The sequence below is a fragment of the Mycetocola sp. 2940 genome (assembly GCF_040548835.1).
GTDB lineage: Bacteria > Actinomycetota > Actinomycetes > Actinomycetales > Microbacteriaceae > Mycetocola_A.
In genome coordinates, this window is record NZ_JBEPSK010000005.1 from 140,220 (window position 1) to 155,777 (window position 15,558).

Sequence of the window (15,558 nt, forward strand, 5' to 3'; positions counted from 1 at the left end):
GCCCATGCCCCTCCAACCTCGAGAGAGAGATCTGCCGCGCATCCCCGGTGCGCTCACCTTCTACAAGATCTCCTCCATCGTCACCGGTACGCTGCTCCTGCTGCTCTGCGGCGAGATGATCATGAAGTACGCCTTCGGGCTCGAACTGGAGCTCGGCGGCGCCTACGGATTCCTCGCTTTCGTTCCCAGCGACAGCCTCCAGGCGATCAACCTCTCGCTCGGCATCCTCATGATCCACGGCTGGGGATACGTCGTGTACCTCTTCGCCGACTTCCGGATCTGGAGCCTCATGCGCTGGCCGTTCCCGAAGTTCCTGCTCATCGCCCTCGGCGGCATCATCCCGTTCCTGTCGTTTTTCCTCGAAGTGCGCATTGTCCGCGAAGTGAAGGCGTACCTCGCCTCGCACGCGGCATCCGCCGACATCACCCCCGAATCAGTGGAGGCATCCCATTAGCGAGCAGGCCACAAGCGCGCGTCCCGTCCTCGTCGTCGACTTCGGCGCGCAGTACGCCCAGCTCATTGCACGACGCGTCCGCGAGGCGGGGGTCTACTCCGAAATCGTTCCGCATTCGATCAGCGCCGCCGAAGTAGCGGAGAAGAACCCGGTCGGCATCGTCCTCTCCGGCGGCCCGTCGAGCGTGTACGAAGACGGCGCCCCCTCCCTCGACTCGGGCATCTTCGACCTCGACGTTCCGACGCTCGGCATCTGCTACGGATTCCAGGTCATGGCCCGTGCGCTCGGCGGCACGGTGGCGAACACCGGGCTCCGCGAGTACGGATCGACGGATGCCGCCCTGTCGACCGACGGCGGCGTCCTGCTCGGAGGTCAGCCCACCGACCAGACCGTCTGGATGAGCCACGGTGATTCGGTCGCCCAGGCGCCGGACGGTTTCACCGTGCTCGCGTCGACGGCATCCACCCCGGTCGCTGCCTTCGGCAACGACGAGCGCCGGCTCTACGGCGTGCAGTGGCACCCCGAGGTGAAGCACTCCGCTTATGGACAGGCCGTGCTCGAGAACTTCCTCCATCGCGCCGCGGGCATCCCGTCCGACTGGAACCCGGGCAACGTCATCGCCGAGCAGGTCGACCGCATCCGTGCCCAGATCGGCACCGGCAAGGTCATCTGCGGGCTCTCCGGCGGCGTCGACTCCGCCGTCGCCGCGGCTCTCGTGCACGAAGCCGTCGGGGACCAGCTCGTCTGCGTCTTCGTCGATCACGGGCTCCTGCGCCAGGACGAGCGCAAGCAGGTCGAAGAGGACTACGTCGCCGCGACCGGTGTGCGGCTCATCACCATCGACGCGCGCAAGCAGTTCCTCGACGCCCTCGCCGGGGTGAGCGACCCGGAGACGAAGCGCAAGATCATCGGCCGCGAGTTCATCCGCACCTTCGAGAAGGCCCAGGCCGACCTCATCGCCGAGTCGCTCGAAGACGACGGCGACCCGATCGCGTTCCTCGTGCAGGGCACCCTGTACCCGGACGTCGTCGAGTCCGGCGGCGGCACCGGCACCGCGAACATCAAGAGCCACCACAACGTCGGCGGGCTCCCCGACGACCTGACCTTCGAGCTCGTCGAACCCCTCCGCACCCTGTTCAAGGACGAGGTCCGCGCAATCGGCCGTGAACTCGGACTGCCCGAGGTCATCGTCGGCCGCCAGCCGTTCCCCGGCCCCGGCCTCGGGATCCGCATCGTCGGAGAGGTCACCGCCGAGCGCCTCGACCTGCTCCGCAAAGCGGATGCCATCGCCCGGCACGAACTGTCGGCCGCCGGCCTCGACAACGAGATCTGGCAGTGCCCGGTCGTGCTGCTCGCCGATGTCCGCTCGGTCGGCGTGCAGGGCGACGGACGCACCTACGGGCATCCGATCGTCCTCCGCCCGGTCAGCTCCGAAGACGCCATGACCGCGGACTGGACCCGGCTGCCGTACGACGTGCTGGCGAAGATCTCGAACCGCATCACCAACGAGGTGGACGGCGTCAACCGCGTCGTTCTCGACGTGACGTCGAAGCCACCGGGCACCATCGAGTGGGAGTAGGGGTGTGACAGAAGGACCGGCGCAGTTGAGCCGGTCCTTTTGCGTGGGGCGGAGGGCAGGGAGTACGCCACGAGGTGGGCCTGCCGTCAGCGCGGGGTAAGGAAAACGGCGCCAGCTCAGGACGGTACCGCTGTGGTGTCCTTCGCTCAGGGCTTTTTCCTTTTCCCGTGCTGGCCGGCGACGGGATCGCCGGTCGCACGGTCGCGTCGCGCCCGGCCTGCGGTCAGCGTGGGATAAGGAAAACAGCGCCGGGTAAGGATGCCACGGCCGTGGCGTCCTTATGCCGGGGCTTTTTCCTTATCCCGGGCTAGTTCGGACTCGGGCTCGGGCGCGGGCCAGGGGGCGGCGTCAGGTCGAGGGCATACTTGTCCGCCCGGACCAGGATCACACCGGCGAGGATCCCGAGGCCGCCGACGAGCTGGAGCGGGCCGGGCAGCTCCGCGAGCAGCAGCCAGGACGCCAGCACGGCGAACACGACCTCGGAGAGCCCGACGAACGACGCGAGCCGCGTGCCGAGGCGGGCCGTCGCCACGATACCCGTGACGTAGGCCAACGCCGTCGAGAAGAGGGCAAGCGCCAGGATCGGAACGAGCCACGACATCTGGACGCCGAGCATCGTGACGTCCGCCGTCGAGAAGGCGAGGGGGAGCAGCCCGATCGCGCCGCAGAGGGCGACGGTGACGGTTCCGACGACGAGGCCGCCGCCCGCGAGGACGAGGGGCGGAAGGTCGTCGCTGATCCTGGTTCCCAGGATGAAGTAGGTGGCGAGCGACACCGCCGCGAGGAGTGCCCAGGCGACGCCGAGCGGGTGCACCGTCTGCGCGCCGGTCAGGTCGAGCACGCAGACCATGCCGACGATCGCGACGATGGTGCCGACGATGGTGAGAATCCCGGGGCGCCGGCGGGTGCGCGCCCAGACCAGGAGGACGAGGAGAACCGGCGCGAGGTACTCGATGAGCAGGGCAACACCGACCGACATGTACGACACGGCGTTGAAGAAGCCGACCTGCGCGCCCGTGATCGCGACGACGCCGTAGGCGAGAATGACCTTGCTGCTGCGGCGCAGCGTTCCCCACCGGCCACGCATCGCAATGAGGGTGGGAACCAGCATGATCAGGGCCGCTCCGCCGACGCGGACGAGGACGGCGGCTCCCGGCGACCAGCCCGAATCCATGAGCGACTTGGCGAACGGCCCGCTCAGGGCGAACATCAGCGCCGAGAGCAGGGCGACGGCGATGCCGGTCGTCTGGGTCCGGGATGCGGGCCGGACGGCATCCGTCGCGGTGAGGTGTGCGGTCATGGTGTACTCCGCCTCGGAGCTTTCCTGTAAGGAGTAAATGGGGTTATGCTCATTACAATAAACCGGGCCGCGTCAGGAGTCAACATGCTTTTCGCACATGACACCGAGGTGTCGCTCGCGACCACGGCGGCGCTCATCAACACGCTGCCCGGGGCGTCGAACAGCGGCACCGACGAACTCTCCACTCCCGAGCAGCTCGTCGCCTTCCTCGACCGGTTCGAATTCACCGGCTCACGGACCGGGGATGCCACGGAGCTCGCCGAGATGCGCGCGCTGCGCCCCCGGCTGCGCGAGTTGTGGACCCGTGACGAGGACGGCGTCGTCCAGCTGGTCAACGAGCTGCTGCAGGAGGCGAACGCGCTGCCGCAGCTGGTCAAGCACGACAACTGGGACTGGCACCTGCACGCGACGCCCGCGACCGCCCCGGTCGCCCAGCGGGCGCAGGTGGAGGTGGCGATGGCCGTGGTCGACCTGGTCCGTGCGAAAGAGCTGGCGCGGCTGCACGAGTGCGCCGCCGACGACTGCGACGCTGTCGTCGTCGACCTGTCGCGCAACCGCTCCCGCCGGTACTGCGACGTGGGCAACTGCGGCAACCGCGCGAACGTGGCGGCGTACAGACAGAGGCAGCGCGGCGCAGAGCCAGGATGACGTGGCTGTCACCGCTCGGTCACCGAGATGGCTGGGGATAGCAGTCTCGTCCCGAGATTGCCTTGGTCGTGGCTGCCGCCTTTCGCGCCGCTACGCGTCGCGCCCGTCGACGACGATTCCCAGCTGGGCAGCGAACAGGTGCGCGAGCTCGGCGACCTGCTCCTCGGTGACCGTGGCGCCGGCGAGCCCCTCCAGGCCGTGCACGGCCCGGAAGTCGAGCCCGCGCAGGTCCACGTGCTTGAGGGTGGCCCGCGTCAGGTCGAGGGTCTTCACCGTCGTGCCCGGAAAGGCGACGCGGGTGGCGGTGACCCCGCCGAGGTCGAGTTCGTCGATCGTGCAGTCCTCGAAGATCACGTCGGTGAGGGTCGACCCGCGCAGGTTCACGTAGCCGAGCTTGCTCTGCCGGATCCGGACCCCGTTCCAGGCCGTGTCGAACAGCTCGGCTGAGCCCAGCCGCGAGCGCTCGACGACGACGTCCCGCCAGGCCGAGCGTGACATCCGCAGCACGGGGGCGTGCACCCCGCTCAGCGTCGACTCGAGAAACCGGGCGCCGCGCAGGTTCGCGTCGTCGAGGTCCACCCCGTCGAACGAGCACTCCCGCAGGGTCAGGCCCGTCAGGTCTCGGCCACTCAGGTCGACGTCGGTGAACGACTCGAGTTCGAGGTCTCCGTCAGCGTCGACGGATGCCGCGTCGCCGGTCGTGCGCGTGACGGCGCGGAGCGCGTCGATACGGGGCGGGTGGGTTTTCGACTTCACTGAGAATCCTCATGACGGGCGGGCGAAAGAAAACCCCCGCCGCACCGGCAGGCCGGGCGACGGGGGTTCGAGGGATGGAACTTACTCGCGCGTGATCGCGATCATCCGCAGGATCTCCAGGTACAGCCAGATGACGGTGACCATGATGCCGAATGCGCCAGACCAGCCGAACTTGCGCGGTGCGCGGTTCTGCACGCCCCGCTGGATGAAGTCGAAGTCGAGGACGAGCGAGTACGCGCCCATGATGACGCAGAGCACACCGAGGATCAGGCCGAGCGGGATGCCGAAGATCTCTTCGCTGCGGAGGCCGAAAGCGTTGTCGGTCAGGCCGAACATCTGCATGCCGACGTTGATGAGCGAGAACACGAGGTAGCCGACCATCGCGATGAGGAAGATCTTCGTCGCCTTCTTCGACGCGCGGATCTTGCCGCTGGCGAACAGGGCGAGGGTGACGCCGACGACCGTGAGGGTCGCGAGCACGGCCTGGATGACGATGCCGGGCCACATGGCCTCGAAGATGTACGAGATGCCACCGACGAAGACGCCCTGGGCTGCCGCGTAGGCGAGGACCAGCGGAGCGGACGGCTCCTTCTTGAAGATGTTGACCATCGCGAGGATGAAGCCGATGATGGCCGCACCGAAGATGAGGGCAGGCATGGTCGCACCGAGCGCCCAGCCGGCGAGCGCGCCGACGACGAGCACGCCGAAGGCGATGCCGCTCTTCATGATGGTGTCTTCGACGGTCATCCGGTCAGCCTGGACAGGACTGGCCGGACGGTCGTACATGTCCTGCAGCTCGGTCGCGCTGGCCGTCTGCACCGCGAACGCCGAAGCGTTCGGCTGGGTGAATGCCGGGTTCTTGAACGCCGGGTTGTTGGTTGCCATGTCTGTGTTATTCCTTCTCAGTCGTAACGGCTGGAATGTGTGCGGACCGCGGAGCGGAACCTGCCTCCAATCTAGCGGGGTTTGCTGTGAAAATCCGAGGATTCCGGGGGTTTTGCGGCCACTGTTCTGTGATACGGATTCGCGCAACTAGGCTCGGACCATGACGTTCCCGGGTCGAGTCAGGCCCCTCATCATCGGCCACCGCGGCGCACCCGGCTATCGGCCCGAACACACCCGCTCCTCCTACGAGCTCGCCCTCGCCCTCGGTGCGGATGCCGTCGAGCCCGATATCGTCGCCACGAAAGACGGCATCCTGGTCCTGCGCCACGAGAATGAGATCTCCGGCACGACCGACGTGGCCTCCCGGCCCGAATTCGCTGACCGCCGCGCAACGAAGGTCGTGGATGGAAAGCAGTTGACGGGCTGGTTCACCGAGGATTTCACCTGGGAAGAACTGTCGAGGCTGCGCTCGAAGGAACGGATCCCGGCGCTCAGATCCTCGAGCGCGAGCTTCGACGGATCCTCCGGAATCCTCCGGCTGAGCGATCTCGTCGACATCCTCGACTCCGCCGCCGAGACCACCACCCGCCCGCCCGGCATCGTGGTCGAGATCAAACACGCGACCTATTTCGAGCGCGCGGGACTTCCTCTCGACGACCTGCTGGCATCCGAATTGGCGGGCACGCGGTTCGCCGACGGTGCCGGCCTCGTCGTCGAGGCGTTCGAGCACACCGTCCTGCGACAGCTGGCGGATCGCGGCCTGCCGGCGTCGTACGTGTACCTGCTCGAGAAGAGAGGCCGCCCGTACGATGCGGTGGCCGCGCTGGGCTCGAAGGCGAAGAAGTACGCCGACAGCCTCACCGCCGTGGGTCTCGATGCGCTCGCCGCCGACGGCATCGACGGGATCAGCGTCGACAAGGCGCTGCTCTTCGCTGACGATCTCAACGGTTCCACCAACGACCTCGTTGACCGCGCACACGACCGCGACCTGGCCGTGTTCACCTGGACCCTCCGCCCCGAGAACGCGTTCCTGGCGCGGGCATTCCGCTCCGGCGGCGAACCGGCGGAATTCGGAAACTGGCAGGCGGAGTTCGACGCGATCCTGAAAACCGGCGTCGACGGCGTCTTCTGCGACCACCCCGACCTGGGCGTCGCGGCGAGGGATGCGCTGTCCGGGTGAGGGATGTCGGATGCCCGGCCTAAACTGGAAGGGATATGGCGAGCACCCCTACCCCAGACACACACTCAGCAACCCCGGTCATCATGGACGGCGGCTGGGCGACGGCTGCCATCCCCGGCGCGAACCGGGAGAAACAGGCTGGCGGGAGCCGTCTTCTCGACGGGCTCAACCCCCAGCAGCGGCAGGCCGTCGAGTATCGCGGGCAGGCACTCCTGATCGTTGCCGGGGCCGGTTCGGGCAAGACCAGCGTTCTCACCCGCCGGATCGCGAGCCTCCTCGAAAACCGTGAGGCGTGGCCGAGCCAGATCCTCGCCATCACCTTCACCAACAAGGCCGCCGCCGAGATGCGCGACCGTGTGCGCGCGCTGGTCGGGCAGGCCGCCGATGGGATGTGGATCTCGACCTTCCACTCCGCGTGCGTGCGGATCCTCCGGCGGGAGGCTGAGAACTTCGGGTTCACGAAGAACTTCACGATTTACGACTCGTCCGACTCCCGCGTCCTCATCAAGAGGATCATCAAGGAACAGGGCGCCGACGTTCTCGGGTTCACCCCAGGCAACGTCTCGGCCAAGATCTCGAAGCTCAAGAACGAGCTGGCCGACATCGACAGTTACGCCCGCAACGCCAACATGGACGACCCGAACGAAGCAGCGTTCCTGCAGATCTTCCGGTCATACACCCGGGCGCTCACCGCAGCCAACGCCTTCGACTTCGACGACCTCATCGGCCAGACGGTGTACCTGTTCCGGGCCTTCCCGCTGGTCGCGGCCGCGTACCGCACCCGTTTCAAGCACGTGCTCGTCGACGAGTACCAGGACACCAACCACGCCCAGTACGCCCTGATCCGGGAACTGACCCGCCCGCCGGCCGTGGAAGACGGCGCCATCATCGCAGCCGGCAACGGGGCATCCCTCACCGTCGTCGGTGACTCGGACCAGTCGATCTATGCGTTCCGCGGTGCCGACATCCGGAACATCGTCGAGTTCGAACGTGACTTCCCGGGCGCGGCGGTGATCATGCTCGAGCAGAACTACCGGTCGACGCAGAATATCCTCACCGCCGCGAACTCGGTCATCGCCAACAACTTCGACCGCAAAGACAAAAAGCTGTGGACCGCCGTCGGCGACGGAGAAAAGATCGTCGGGTACACCGGGTACTCCGGTCACGACGAGGCCCAGTTCGTTGCCGACGAGATCGAGAAACTCCACCGGCAAGGAACCCCGTACAGCGACGTCGCGGTCTTCTACCGCACCAACTCGCAGACCCGTGCGCTTGAAGAGATCTTCATTCGGTCCGCCCTTCCCTACCGGATCATGGGCGGCACCAAGTTCTACGAGCGCGCCGAGGTGAAGGATGCCATGGCGTACCTCATCTCCGTCGCGAACCCCGCAGACATGCTCGCGCTCCGCCGCATCCTCAACACCCCGAAGCGCGGCATCGGCCCCGCCACCGAGACGGCCCTGTTCAGCTTCGCCGAAGACAACGGACTGAGCTTCCGTGAGGCGATGCGTGAGGCGACGGGGCTGGGTCTCGGCCCCAAGGTGACCAACGCGATCCTCTCCCTCTCGGCGCTGCTCGACGAGGGCGAGAAACTCGTCGCCGAGGGCAAGGTCGCCGACGTTCTGTCGATGCTCGTGACGCAGAGCGGGCTCATCGAGGCGCTGCGCCGCAGCCACGACCCCCAGGACGAAGCACGCGCCGAGAACATCGAAGAGCTCGTCGCCGTCGCGAAGGAGTTCGAGCGCAACAACCCCGACGGTGAGCTGGTCGACTTCCTCACCGAGGTCTCGCTCGTCGCGGCCGCGGATGACCTCGACGACTCGAGCGGAACCGTCTCCCTCATGACACTCCACACGGCCAAGGGCCTCGAGTACGACGCCGTCTTCCTCACCGGCATCGAGGAGGACCTCCTGCCGCACCGGATGAGCGCGTCGGAACCCGGCGGCCCCGCCGAGGAACGCCGGCTGTTCTACGTCGGAATCACCCGGGCGCGCAAACGCCTGTTCCTCTCCCTCGCCATGACCCGGGCCCAGTACGGTGAGACCGCCGTCGCCATGCCGAGCCGTTACCTGCAGGAGATCCCGGCCGAGCTCATCGAGTGGCGCCAGTCGCCTGGCATGGCGAACTCGCGCGGCGGCACGCAGCCGCGCGCGCTCAACGCGAACCGGTCGAAGTGGTCGGGCGGGTCGGGCAACTCCCTCGCCGACAAGCCCCTCACCGAGAAACGCGACTGGCCGAACCGGATCACCAACCAGGTTCGCAACAACGGCGACCTCGAACTGGCGTCGGGCGATCGCATCCGCCACACCGACTTCGGCGAGGGGCGGGTGCAGAGCGTCACCGGCGAGGGCGCGAAACGGATCGCGCACGTCGCCTTCGACTCCGCCGGTTTCAAAAAACTGCTCATCAAAATCGCCCCGATCGAGAAGCTCTGATGCTCCGCACCCTGTTCACGGCCAAGATCCACCGGGCTACCGTCACCCACGCCGACCTGCACTACGTCGGCTCGGTGACCATCGACTCCGACCTGCTCGACGCGGCTGACATCCTTCCAGGCGAGCTCGTCTCGATCGTCGATGTCACCAACGGCAGCCGTCTCGAGACCTACACGATCGCGGGGGAGCGCGGCACTGGCGTGATCGGGATCAACGGCGCGGCCGCCCACCTCGTCGACGTCGGCGACACGGTCATCCTCATCGCCTATGGCCAGATGACCACCGAGGAGGCCCGATCGTTCGTCCCGAGGATCGTCCACGTCGATTCGGACAACCGCATCGTCGCGCTCGGAAGCGACCCGGCTGAGGCGCTGACCGAGGGGCTCGCGAAGCCGCCGCTCGCGCTCTGACCGACCGCGGCGTCAGCCGTGGCGGCGCCTTCCCGCTCGGGTTCACCGACGGGGACCGCCGTTGGCTCAGCGCTTCCGGTCGCGCAAATGGCTCCGAGCGGCCGGATAGCGATGCTCTTGCGCGACCGGAACGGCATCCCGGCGGCGACTACGCGCTGCCTTGGAGTCTGCTAGGAACCCTCCCGTGCTCCGCCTCAGCGATATATCGTTGACTATCGCTGAGCCCGTACCGGGCGACGGCGCGAAGGAGGATCTCATGAGTGGATCGAATATGGGCGACTGGTTCGGCGGCGCCGGCGGGAGCTCTCGCGGTTCCGGCCAGGGCTGGCCGATCGCCGGGCTGTGGGAAGCGATGGAGCAGCTGCGCGGGCAGTTCGAGCAGAAGGGCGGCACCCGCATGGGTCGCGGCGACGTGCGCACGGCCGTGCTCGCCCTGCTGGCGGAGAAGCCGATGCACGGCTACCAGATCATCCAGCAGATCGAAGAGCGAAGCGGCGGAAGCTGGAAGCCGAGCCCCGGCTCGGTATATCCCACCCTCCAACTGCTGGCCGACGAAGGTCTCATTCAGGCCGAGGAGTCCAACGGCCGCAAGACGTACTCGCTCACCGCGGAAGGACGCGAGGTCGCGGGTGCCGCGCCCGAGAAGTCCGCACCGTGGGAGGGTTCGGGCACACGTGACAGCGGTCGCACGGGCGCGCTGCCGAAGGCGGGCATCGACCTCGCCCAGGCCGTTGCGGCGGTCGGGCGTTCCGGCAGTCCGGAACAGGTGAAGGAGGCCGTCGCCGTCCTCGAGGACGCGCGCCGCAGGATCTTCTCCATCCTCGCCCAGGACTGACCGCGTTCCCGCCGCAGGTCGGCGTTCAGGAGATTCGATGACAGACGCCGGCGACATGCGTGCCCGCTACCGCAGGATCACGTGGTTCGCCGCGCGCTACCTCGTGCAGACGTGGTGGTTCGAATTGGTTCTGCCGCGCTTCGGTCTGAGCCGGCTCGCGGGCCGCGGCCGGACGGCACGGCTGCGGCGGATCGCAGAGCGCTTCCATCTGCTCGCAGTCGACCTCGGCGGCCTGATGATCAAGGTCGGGCAGTTCCTGTCGTCACGCCTCGACGTGCTGCCGCCCGAGATCACGAAGGAGCTCGAAGGCCTGCAGGACGAGGTCCCGCCCGTTCCCTTCGACGCCATCCGCGCTGCCGCCGAAGCGGAACTCGGCGTGCCGCTCGAGCGCGCGTATTCCTTCGTCGACCCGACGCCGCTGGCGGCGGCATCCCTCGGCCAGGCCCACCGGGCGAGACTGTCGGACGCCGACGCCGAAGACACCGGGCTCTGCGATGTCGTGGTCAAGATCCAGCGGCCGGGCATCGACTCGATCGTGGACGTCGACCTGCGGGCGCTGCGCCGTATCGGCGGCTGGCTGAGCCGCATCCGGCTTGTCTCTGACCGCGTCGACGCTCCCGCCCTCGTCGAGGAGTTCGCGGCCACGAGTTTCGAGGAGATCGACTACCTGCACGAAGCGGCGAACGCCGAGCGGTTCGCCCAGGTCTTCGCCGGTGACACCCGGGTCAGCGTTCCTGAGATCGTCTGGGAGCGCACCACCAGGCGCGTGCTGACGCTGGAGGATGTCACTGCGATCAAGATCAACGATCTCGACGGGCTGAGGTCCGCGGGCATCGACCCGGCCGAGGTCGCGATCGACTTCGCGTCCGTCATGTTCGACCAGCTCTTCACCGACGGGTTCTTCCACGCGGACCCGCACCCCGGCAACATCTTCGTCACCCCTCACACCGGGAGCGCCGGGCCAGGCGCGAACCGTGCCTGGCACTTCACGTTCGTCGACTTCGGGATGATGGGCGAGGTGCCCCCGGCGCTCCGGACGGGGCTCCGACGAGTGCTCATCGCCGCCGCGTCGCGGAACGGCAAAGGCATGGTCGACGGCATCCGCGACGTCGGCGTGCTGCTGCCCTCAGCCGACACTGTCGAGCTCGAGAGGGCGATGACCCGGCTCTTCGCGCGATTCGGCGGCATGGGGTTCGCCGAGCTTGCCGAAGTGGATCCGCGTGAGTTCCGCGCGTTCGCGCTCGAATTCGGCGATGTCGTGCGCTCGCTCCCGTTCCAGTTTCCCGAGAACTTCCTCCTCGTCATCCGTGCGATGTCGCTGGTCTCGGGCATGTGCAGCTCGCTCAACCCCGCGTTCAACATCTGGGATGCCGTCGAGCCCTATGCCGGGCAGCTGATCCGCGACGAAAGCGGAAACGCCGTGCAGGCTTTCGCGACGCAGGCCGTCTCGGTCGCGGGACTGGCGGCACGGCTGCCCCAGAGACTCGACGACCTCACCACGCGCATCGAGGAAGGCCGGGTTTCGGTCCAGAACCCGCGCCTGGAGAGGCGCATGGGCAGTCTCGAGCGCACCGCACGGCGCGGGATCTCGGCTGTCCTGTTCGCCGCGCTCTTTCTCGGCGGAATTCTCCTGCGTGACGACGACGTCGTCGTGGGCACGCTGGTGATGGCGCTCTCAGCGCTCCCGCTGCTGCATGCCCTGTTCGCAGGCTGGATCGGTCGCCGCGTGCCATGATGAGAGCGAGCATCAACGCACCCGCGGGACGGGATTCCCCATGAGCAAGACGGCCAGGCAACCGGGGAGTCTGCTGCGGCCGGATGAGGGGACCGAGGCCCAGCGCGTCACGTACGTCGAGCTGTTCTTCGACCTCGTCTTCGTCTTCGCCGTCACGCAGATCTCCCACTCCCTGATCGACCACCCCGACGTGGTCACCCTCGTCCAGACCCTCATCCTCATCACCGCGGTCTGGCGGGTCTGGGTCGACACGACGTGGGTGACCAACGCGCTCAACCCGGAGAATGCGCGCGTGCGCGCGATGCTCTTCGTGCTGATGCTGCTGGGCGTGCTGATGTCGAGCGCCATCCCCGACGCGTTCGGCGACCACGCTCTGCTCTTCGCGGGGAGCCTCGTCACACTCCAGCTCGGGCGGAGCATCTTCACCGCGATCGCCTTCCGGAGATCCCGTCCGGAGAACGCCAGGAACTTCGTTCGTGTTGCGATCTGGAACGCGTCCACCGGCCTGCTCTGGCTGGGCGGGGCGCTCGCGTCCGAAGACGCCCGCCTGTGGATCTGGCTCGCCGCGATCCTCATCGCGATGATGGGCCCGTGGGTCCGATTCCACGTTCCCGGGCTCGGCCGCTCCGACGTCGAGACCTGGAACGTCTCGGGGGAGCACTTCGCCGAGCGGGTGAGCCTGTTTCTCATCATCGTTCTCGGGGAATCGATCCTCGTCACCGGCCGGTCGTTCGCCGAAAGCTCGCTCAGCCCCCTGGACATGCTCTCCTTCCTGGCCGCGTTCACGAGCACCGTCCTGATGTGGCTGCTGTACTTCAACCACAGCCAGAAGGGCGGACGCGACTACATCAGCGAGACGGAGAAATCGGGAGTCATCGCACAGGTGGCGTACACCTACATTCCGCTGCTGCTCGTGATCGGCATCCTCCTGACCGCTGTGGCAGACGAGATGGTTCTTGACCATCCGCTCGGCGGGGCGGGCGGGGACGAAGTCGAGCGGTGGACGGCGGGTCTCATCTGCGGCTCAAGCGTGGTCTACCTGCTCGGCAACTTCCTGTTCAAGCGTGCCGTCGGGCTGCCCTGGCAGTTCTCACACCTCGTCGGCGCGGGTGCGCTCGCCCTGCTCTACGCCACCTTCTCCTCGGTGAACCCGCTGACGCTCAGCTGGCTGGCCAACCTCATTCTCGCCTCCGTCGTCGCCGCCGACCACGTCAGCCATCGTCACCGGACGCGCGATCAGCCGGTGGATGAGAAGCGCACGCGACGAAGGTAGTACCGCACGGGCAGGAAACGGATGCCGCGGGGAACCGCCGGCCAGACGACCCGGGCGACCCGGAGCATCCGGTCGAACCGACGTTGCTGCCGGGGCGTCCAGCGGAAGCCGAACGCTTCCCGCAGGCGCGGGGGAAGGAGCCCGGCCGTGACCAGGCGGACGGTCGGAAGCCCGGCGCGCGCCCAGAACGGCGCCGCGGGGACCGTGAGGAGCTCGCGGGAGACGGCGAGGGCGGCGGGGGATACCTCGAGCTTCTCGAGCTCTGCGTCGAACCACGACCGGAACGCCGCCCGGTTCTCGGGCCACAGCCCCGCCGGCATCTGCAGCGCCGTGCCGAGGATGGCGTAGCCGCGGTACACCTCGTCGGCGTCCGCTTCGGACAGCGGGCCGAAGACGAGGTCGTGCACCTGGACGGCGGTGTCGTACAGGGTCGCGGCCACCCAGAGCTGCAGTGTCGTGTCGAACGCCGAGTATCGGGGTGCCTCCGCGCTGGCCCTGCCGGTGACCGGACCGTGGGCGGCATTGACGCGGCGGTTCACCGCCTGTCGGTCGGCGTCGGTTCCGTAGACCTGCGCGTAACAGAACGCCAGGGTGCCGTGGAGCCGGTCGAGCGGACGGGAGGTGAAGTCGCTGTGTGCGGCCACGCCGGCGCCGACGGCCGGGTTGGCGATCTGGAGCAGGATCGCCCGGCCGCCCCCGGCGATCAGGATCGCGTCGCCTCCGATATCGCGCAGAATGCTCACCCCGGCCACTGTAGTCGAGCTCCTGCCGGGTCGTGCTGAAACGTGTTCCCGCGACGAAGTAGAGTGGGAGCGGCCCTTTTTCTCTCGGTGTCGAGATACCTCACGCCGGGGGTGCCACCCAACGCGAAACCAGAAATGCACCCAGCGGAACGGAAACCCACGTGGATCTTTACGAATACCAGGCACGAGACCTGTTCGAAAAATACGAGGTCCCGGTGCTGCCGGGTATCGTCGCAGAAACGCCCGAGGAGGTTCGCGCCGCCGCTGAGAAGATCGGTGGCGTCGTCGTCGTCAAGGCGCAGGTGAAGGTCGGAGGCCGCGGCAAGGCCGGCGGCGTCAAGGTCGCCAAGACCCCCGACGAAGCATTCGAGGCCGCACAGGCCATCCTCGGCCTCGACATCAAGGGCCACATCGTCAAGCGTGTCATGGTCGCCGGCGGTGCCCGCATCGCCCAGGAGTTCTACTTCTCCGTGCTGCTCGACCGGGCGAACCGGTCGTACCTCTCCCTCACGAGCGTCGAGGGTGGAATGGAGATCGAGATCCTCGCTGTCGAGAAGCCTGAAGCCCTCGCCCGCATCGAGGTCAACCCGCTCGAAGGCATCGACACCGCGAAGGCGCGCGAAATCGCCGTCGCCGCGAACTTCCCCGCCGAGCTCGTCGACAAGGTCGCTGATGTCTTCGTCAAGCTCTACAACGTCTACAAGGGTGAGGACGCGACCCTCGTCGAGGTCAACCCGCTCGTGCTCACCGAGGAAGGCGACATCATCGCCCTCGACGGCAAGGTGACGCTCGACGAGAACGCTGACTTCCGCCACGCGGCCCACGCGAGGCTCGAGGACAAGGACGCCGCCGACCCGCTCGAGGCGAAGGCCAAGGCCAGCGAGCTCAACTACGTCAAGCTCGACGGTGAAGTCGGTGTCATCGGGAACGGCGCAGGACTCGTCATGTCGACGCTCGACGTCGTCGCGTACGCCGGAGAAAACCACGGCGGCGTGAAGCCGGCCAACTTCCTCGACATCGGCGGCGGAGCATCCGCTGAGGTCATGGCAGCCGGCCTCGACGTCATCCTCGGCGACCCGCAGGTCAAGAGCGTCTTCGTGAACGTCTTCGGCGGCATCACCGCCTGCGACGCCGTCGCCAAGGGCATCGTCGGCGCGCTCGCCGAACTCGGCCACGCAGCGAACAAGCCCCTCGTCGTGCGCCTCGACGGCAACAACGTCGAAGAAGGCCGACGCATCCTCAACGAGGCCAACCACCCGCTGGTCACCCTCGCCGCAACCATGGACGAAGGCGCCGACAAGGCCGCCGAGCTGGCTTCGAAGTAA

14 protein-coding genes are annotated in these 15,558 nt (G+C 67.5%); 10 read left to right on the forward strand and 4 right to left on the reverse strand.

Annotation, left to right across the window (positions count from 1 at the left end):
- Positions 1-4: 4 nt before the first annotated feature.
- Both ABIE24_RS09760 and guaA read left to right on the forward strand, forming a co-directional pair.
- Positions 5-454: a DUF3817 domain-containing protein gene (locus ABIE24_RS09760; protein WP_354499132.1), complete on the forward strand. Its 450-nt coding sequence runs from the start codon at positions 5-7 to the stop codon at positions 452-454.
- Positions 450-2,033 (forward strand): glutamine-hydrolyzing GMP synthase, encoded by a 1,584-nt coding sequence (gene guaA, locus ABIE24_RS09765; RefSeq protein WP_354499289.1) that lies wholly within the window; start codon positions 450-452, stop codon positions 2,031-2,033. Before ABIE24_RS09760 ends, guaA begins: the two co-directional genes overlap by 5 nt.
- A 307-nt stretch (positions 2,034-2,340) precedes the next feature.
- Here guaA and ABIE24_RS09770 read toward each other — a convergent pair whose 3' ends face one another.
- Complete coding sequence (locus ABIE24_RS09770) at positions 2,341-3,333, reverse strand: EamA family transporter (protein ID WP_354499135.1); 993 nt, start codon at positions 3,331-3,333, stop codon at positions 2,341-2,343.
- Positions 3,334-3,417: 84 nt separating this feature from the next.
- Between ABIE24_RS09770 and ABIE24_RS09775 the strand changes: the two genes are divergently transcribed.
- Positions 3,418-3,981: a CGNR zinc finger domain-containing protein gene (locus tag ABIE24_RS09775; protein WP_354499137.1), complete on the forward strand. Its 564-nt coding sequence runs from the start codon at positions 3,418-3,420 to the stop codon at positions 3,979-3,981.
- Between the two features lie 90 nt (positions 3,982-4,071).
- On the opposite strand, the gene ABIE24_RS09780 is transcribed toward ABIE24_RS09775, so the two are convergent.
- Together ABIE24_RS09780 and ABIE24_RS09785 are read right to left on the reverse strand one after the other, a co-directional pair.
- A complete protein-coding gene (locus ABIE24_RS09780; protein WP_354499139.1) occupies positions 4,072-4,737 on the reverse strand; it encodes a pentapeptide repeat-containing protein in 666 nt (221 codons plus the stop codon).
- Positions 4,738-4,818: 81 nt separating this feature from the next.
- Positions 4,819-5,622 (reverse strand): Bax inhibitor-1/YccA family protein, encoded by an 804-nt coding sequence (locus ABIE24_RS09785; protein ID WP_354499141.1) that lies wholly within the window; start codon positions 5,620-5,622, stop codon positions 4,819-4,821.
- Positions 5,623-5,782: 160 nt separating this feature from the next.
- Here ABIE24_RS09785 and ABIE24_RS09790 point away from each other — a divergent pair, with 160 nt between their 5' ends.
- The 6 genes from ABIE24_RS09790 to ABIE24_RS09815 all read left to right on the forward strand — a co-directional run bounded on the left by ABIE24_RS09790 (position 5,783) and on the right by ABIE24_RS09815 (position 13,490).
- Positions 5,783-6,802: a glycerophosphodiester phosphodiesterase family protein gene (locus tag ABIE24_RS09790; protein WP_354499143.1), complete on the forward strand. Its 1,020-nt coding sequence runs from the start codon at positions 5,783-5,785 to the stop codon at positions 6,800-6,802.
- A 35-nt stretch (positions 6,803-6,837) separates the two neighbouring features.
- On the forward strand, positions 6,838-9,237 hold the full coding sequence (locus ABIE24_RS09795) for an ATP-dependent helicase (RefSeq protein WP_354499145.1): 2,400 nt from the start codon (positions 6,838-6,840) through the stop codon (positions 9,235-9,237).
- Positions 9,237-9,647, forward strand: coding sequence for an aspartate 1-decarboxylase (panD, locus tag ABIE24_RS09800; protein ID WP_354499147.1), 411 nt, complete (start codon positions 9,237-9,239; stop codon positions 9,645-9,647). Before ABIE24_RS09795 ends, panD begins: the two co-directional genes overlap by 1 nt.
- Before the next feature lie 256 nt (positions 9,648-9,903).
- The gene (locus ABIE24_RS09805) at positions 9,904-10,482 is read left to right on the forward strand and encodes a PadR family transcriptional regulator (protein ID WP_354499149.1); all 579 of its coding nucleotides are present in this window, start codon (positions 9,904-9,906) and stop codon (positions 10,480-10,482) included.
- 37 nt (positions 10,483-10,519) lie between these two features.
- Positions 10,520-12,217, forward strand: a complete 1,698-nt coding sequence (locus ABIE24_RS09810) for an ABC1 kinase family protein (protein ID WP_354499151.1) — start codon at positions 10,520-10,522, stop codon at positions 12,215-12,217.
- A 40-nt stretch (positions 12,218-12,257) separates the two neighbouring features.
- Positions 12,258-13,490 carry a low temperature requirement protein A gene (locus ABIE24_RS09815; RefSeq protein ID WP_354499154.1) on the forward strand — a complete coding sequence of 411 codons (1,233 nt, stop codon included), beginning with the start codon at positions 12,258-12,260 and terminating at the stop codon, positions 13,488-13,490.
- Here the strand turns inward: ABIE24_RS09815 and ABIE24_RS09820 are convergent.
- Positions 13,454-14,233: an oxygenase MpaB family protein gene (locus ABIE24_RS09820; RefSeq protein WP_354499156.1), complete on the reverse strand. Its 780-nt coding sequence runs from the start codon at positions 14,231-14,233 to the stop codon at positions 13,454-13,456. The genes ABIE24_RS09815 and ABIE24_RS09820 overlap by 37 nt on opposite strands.
- Before the next feature lie 161 nt (positions 14,234-14,394).
- Here ABIE24_RS09820 and sucC point away from each other — a divergent pair, with 161 nt between their 5' ends.
- The gene (sucC, locus tag ABIE24_RS09825; RefSeq protein ID WP_354499157.1) at positions 14,395-15,558 is read left to right on the forward strand and encodes an ADP-forming succinate--CoA ligase subunit beta; all 1,164 of its coding nucleotides are present in this window, start codon (positions 14,395-14,397) and stop codon (positions 15,556-15,558) included.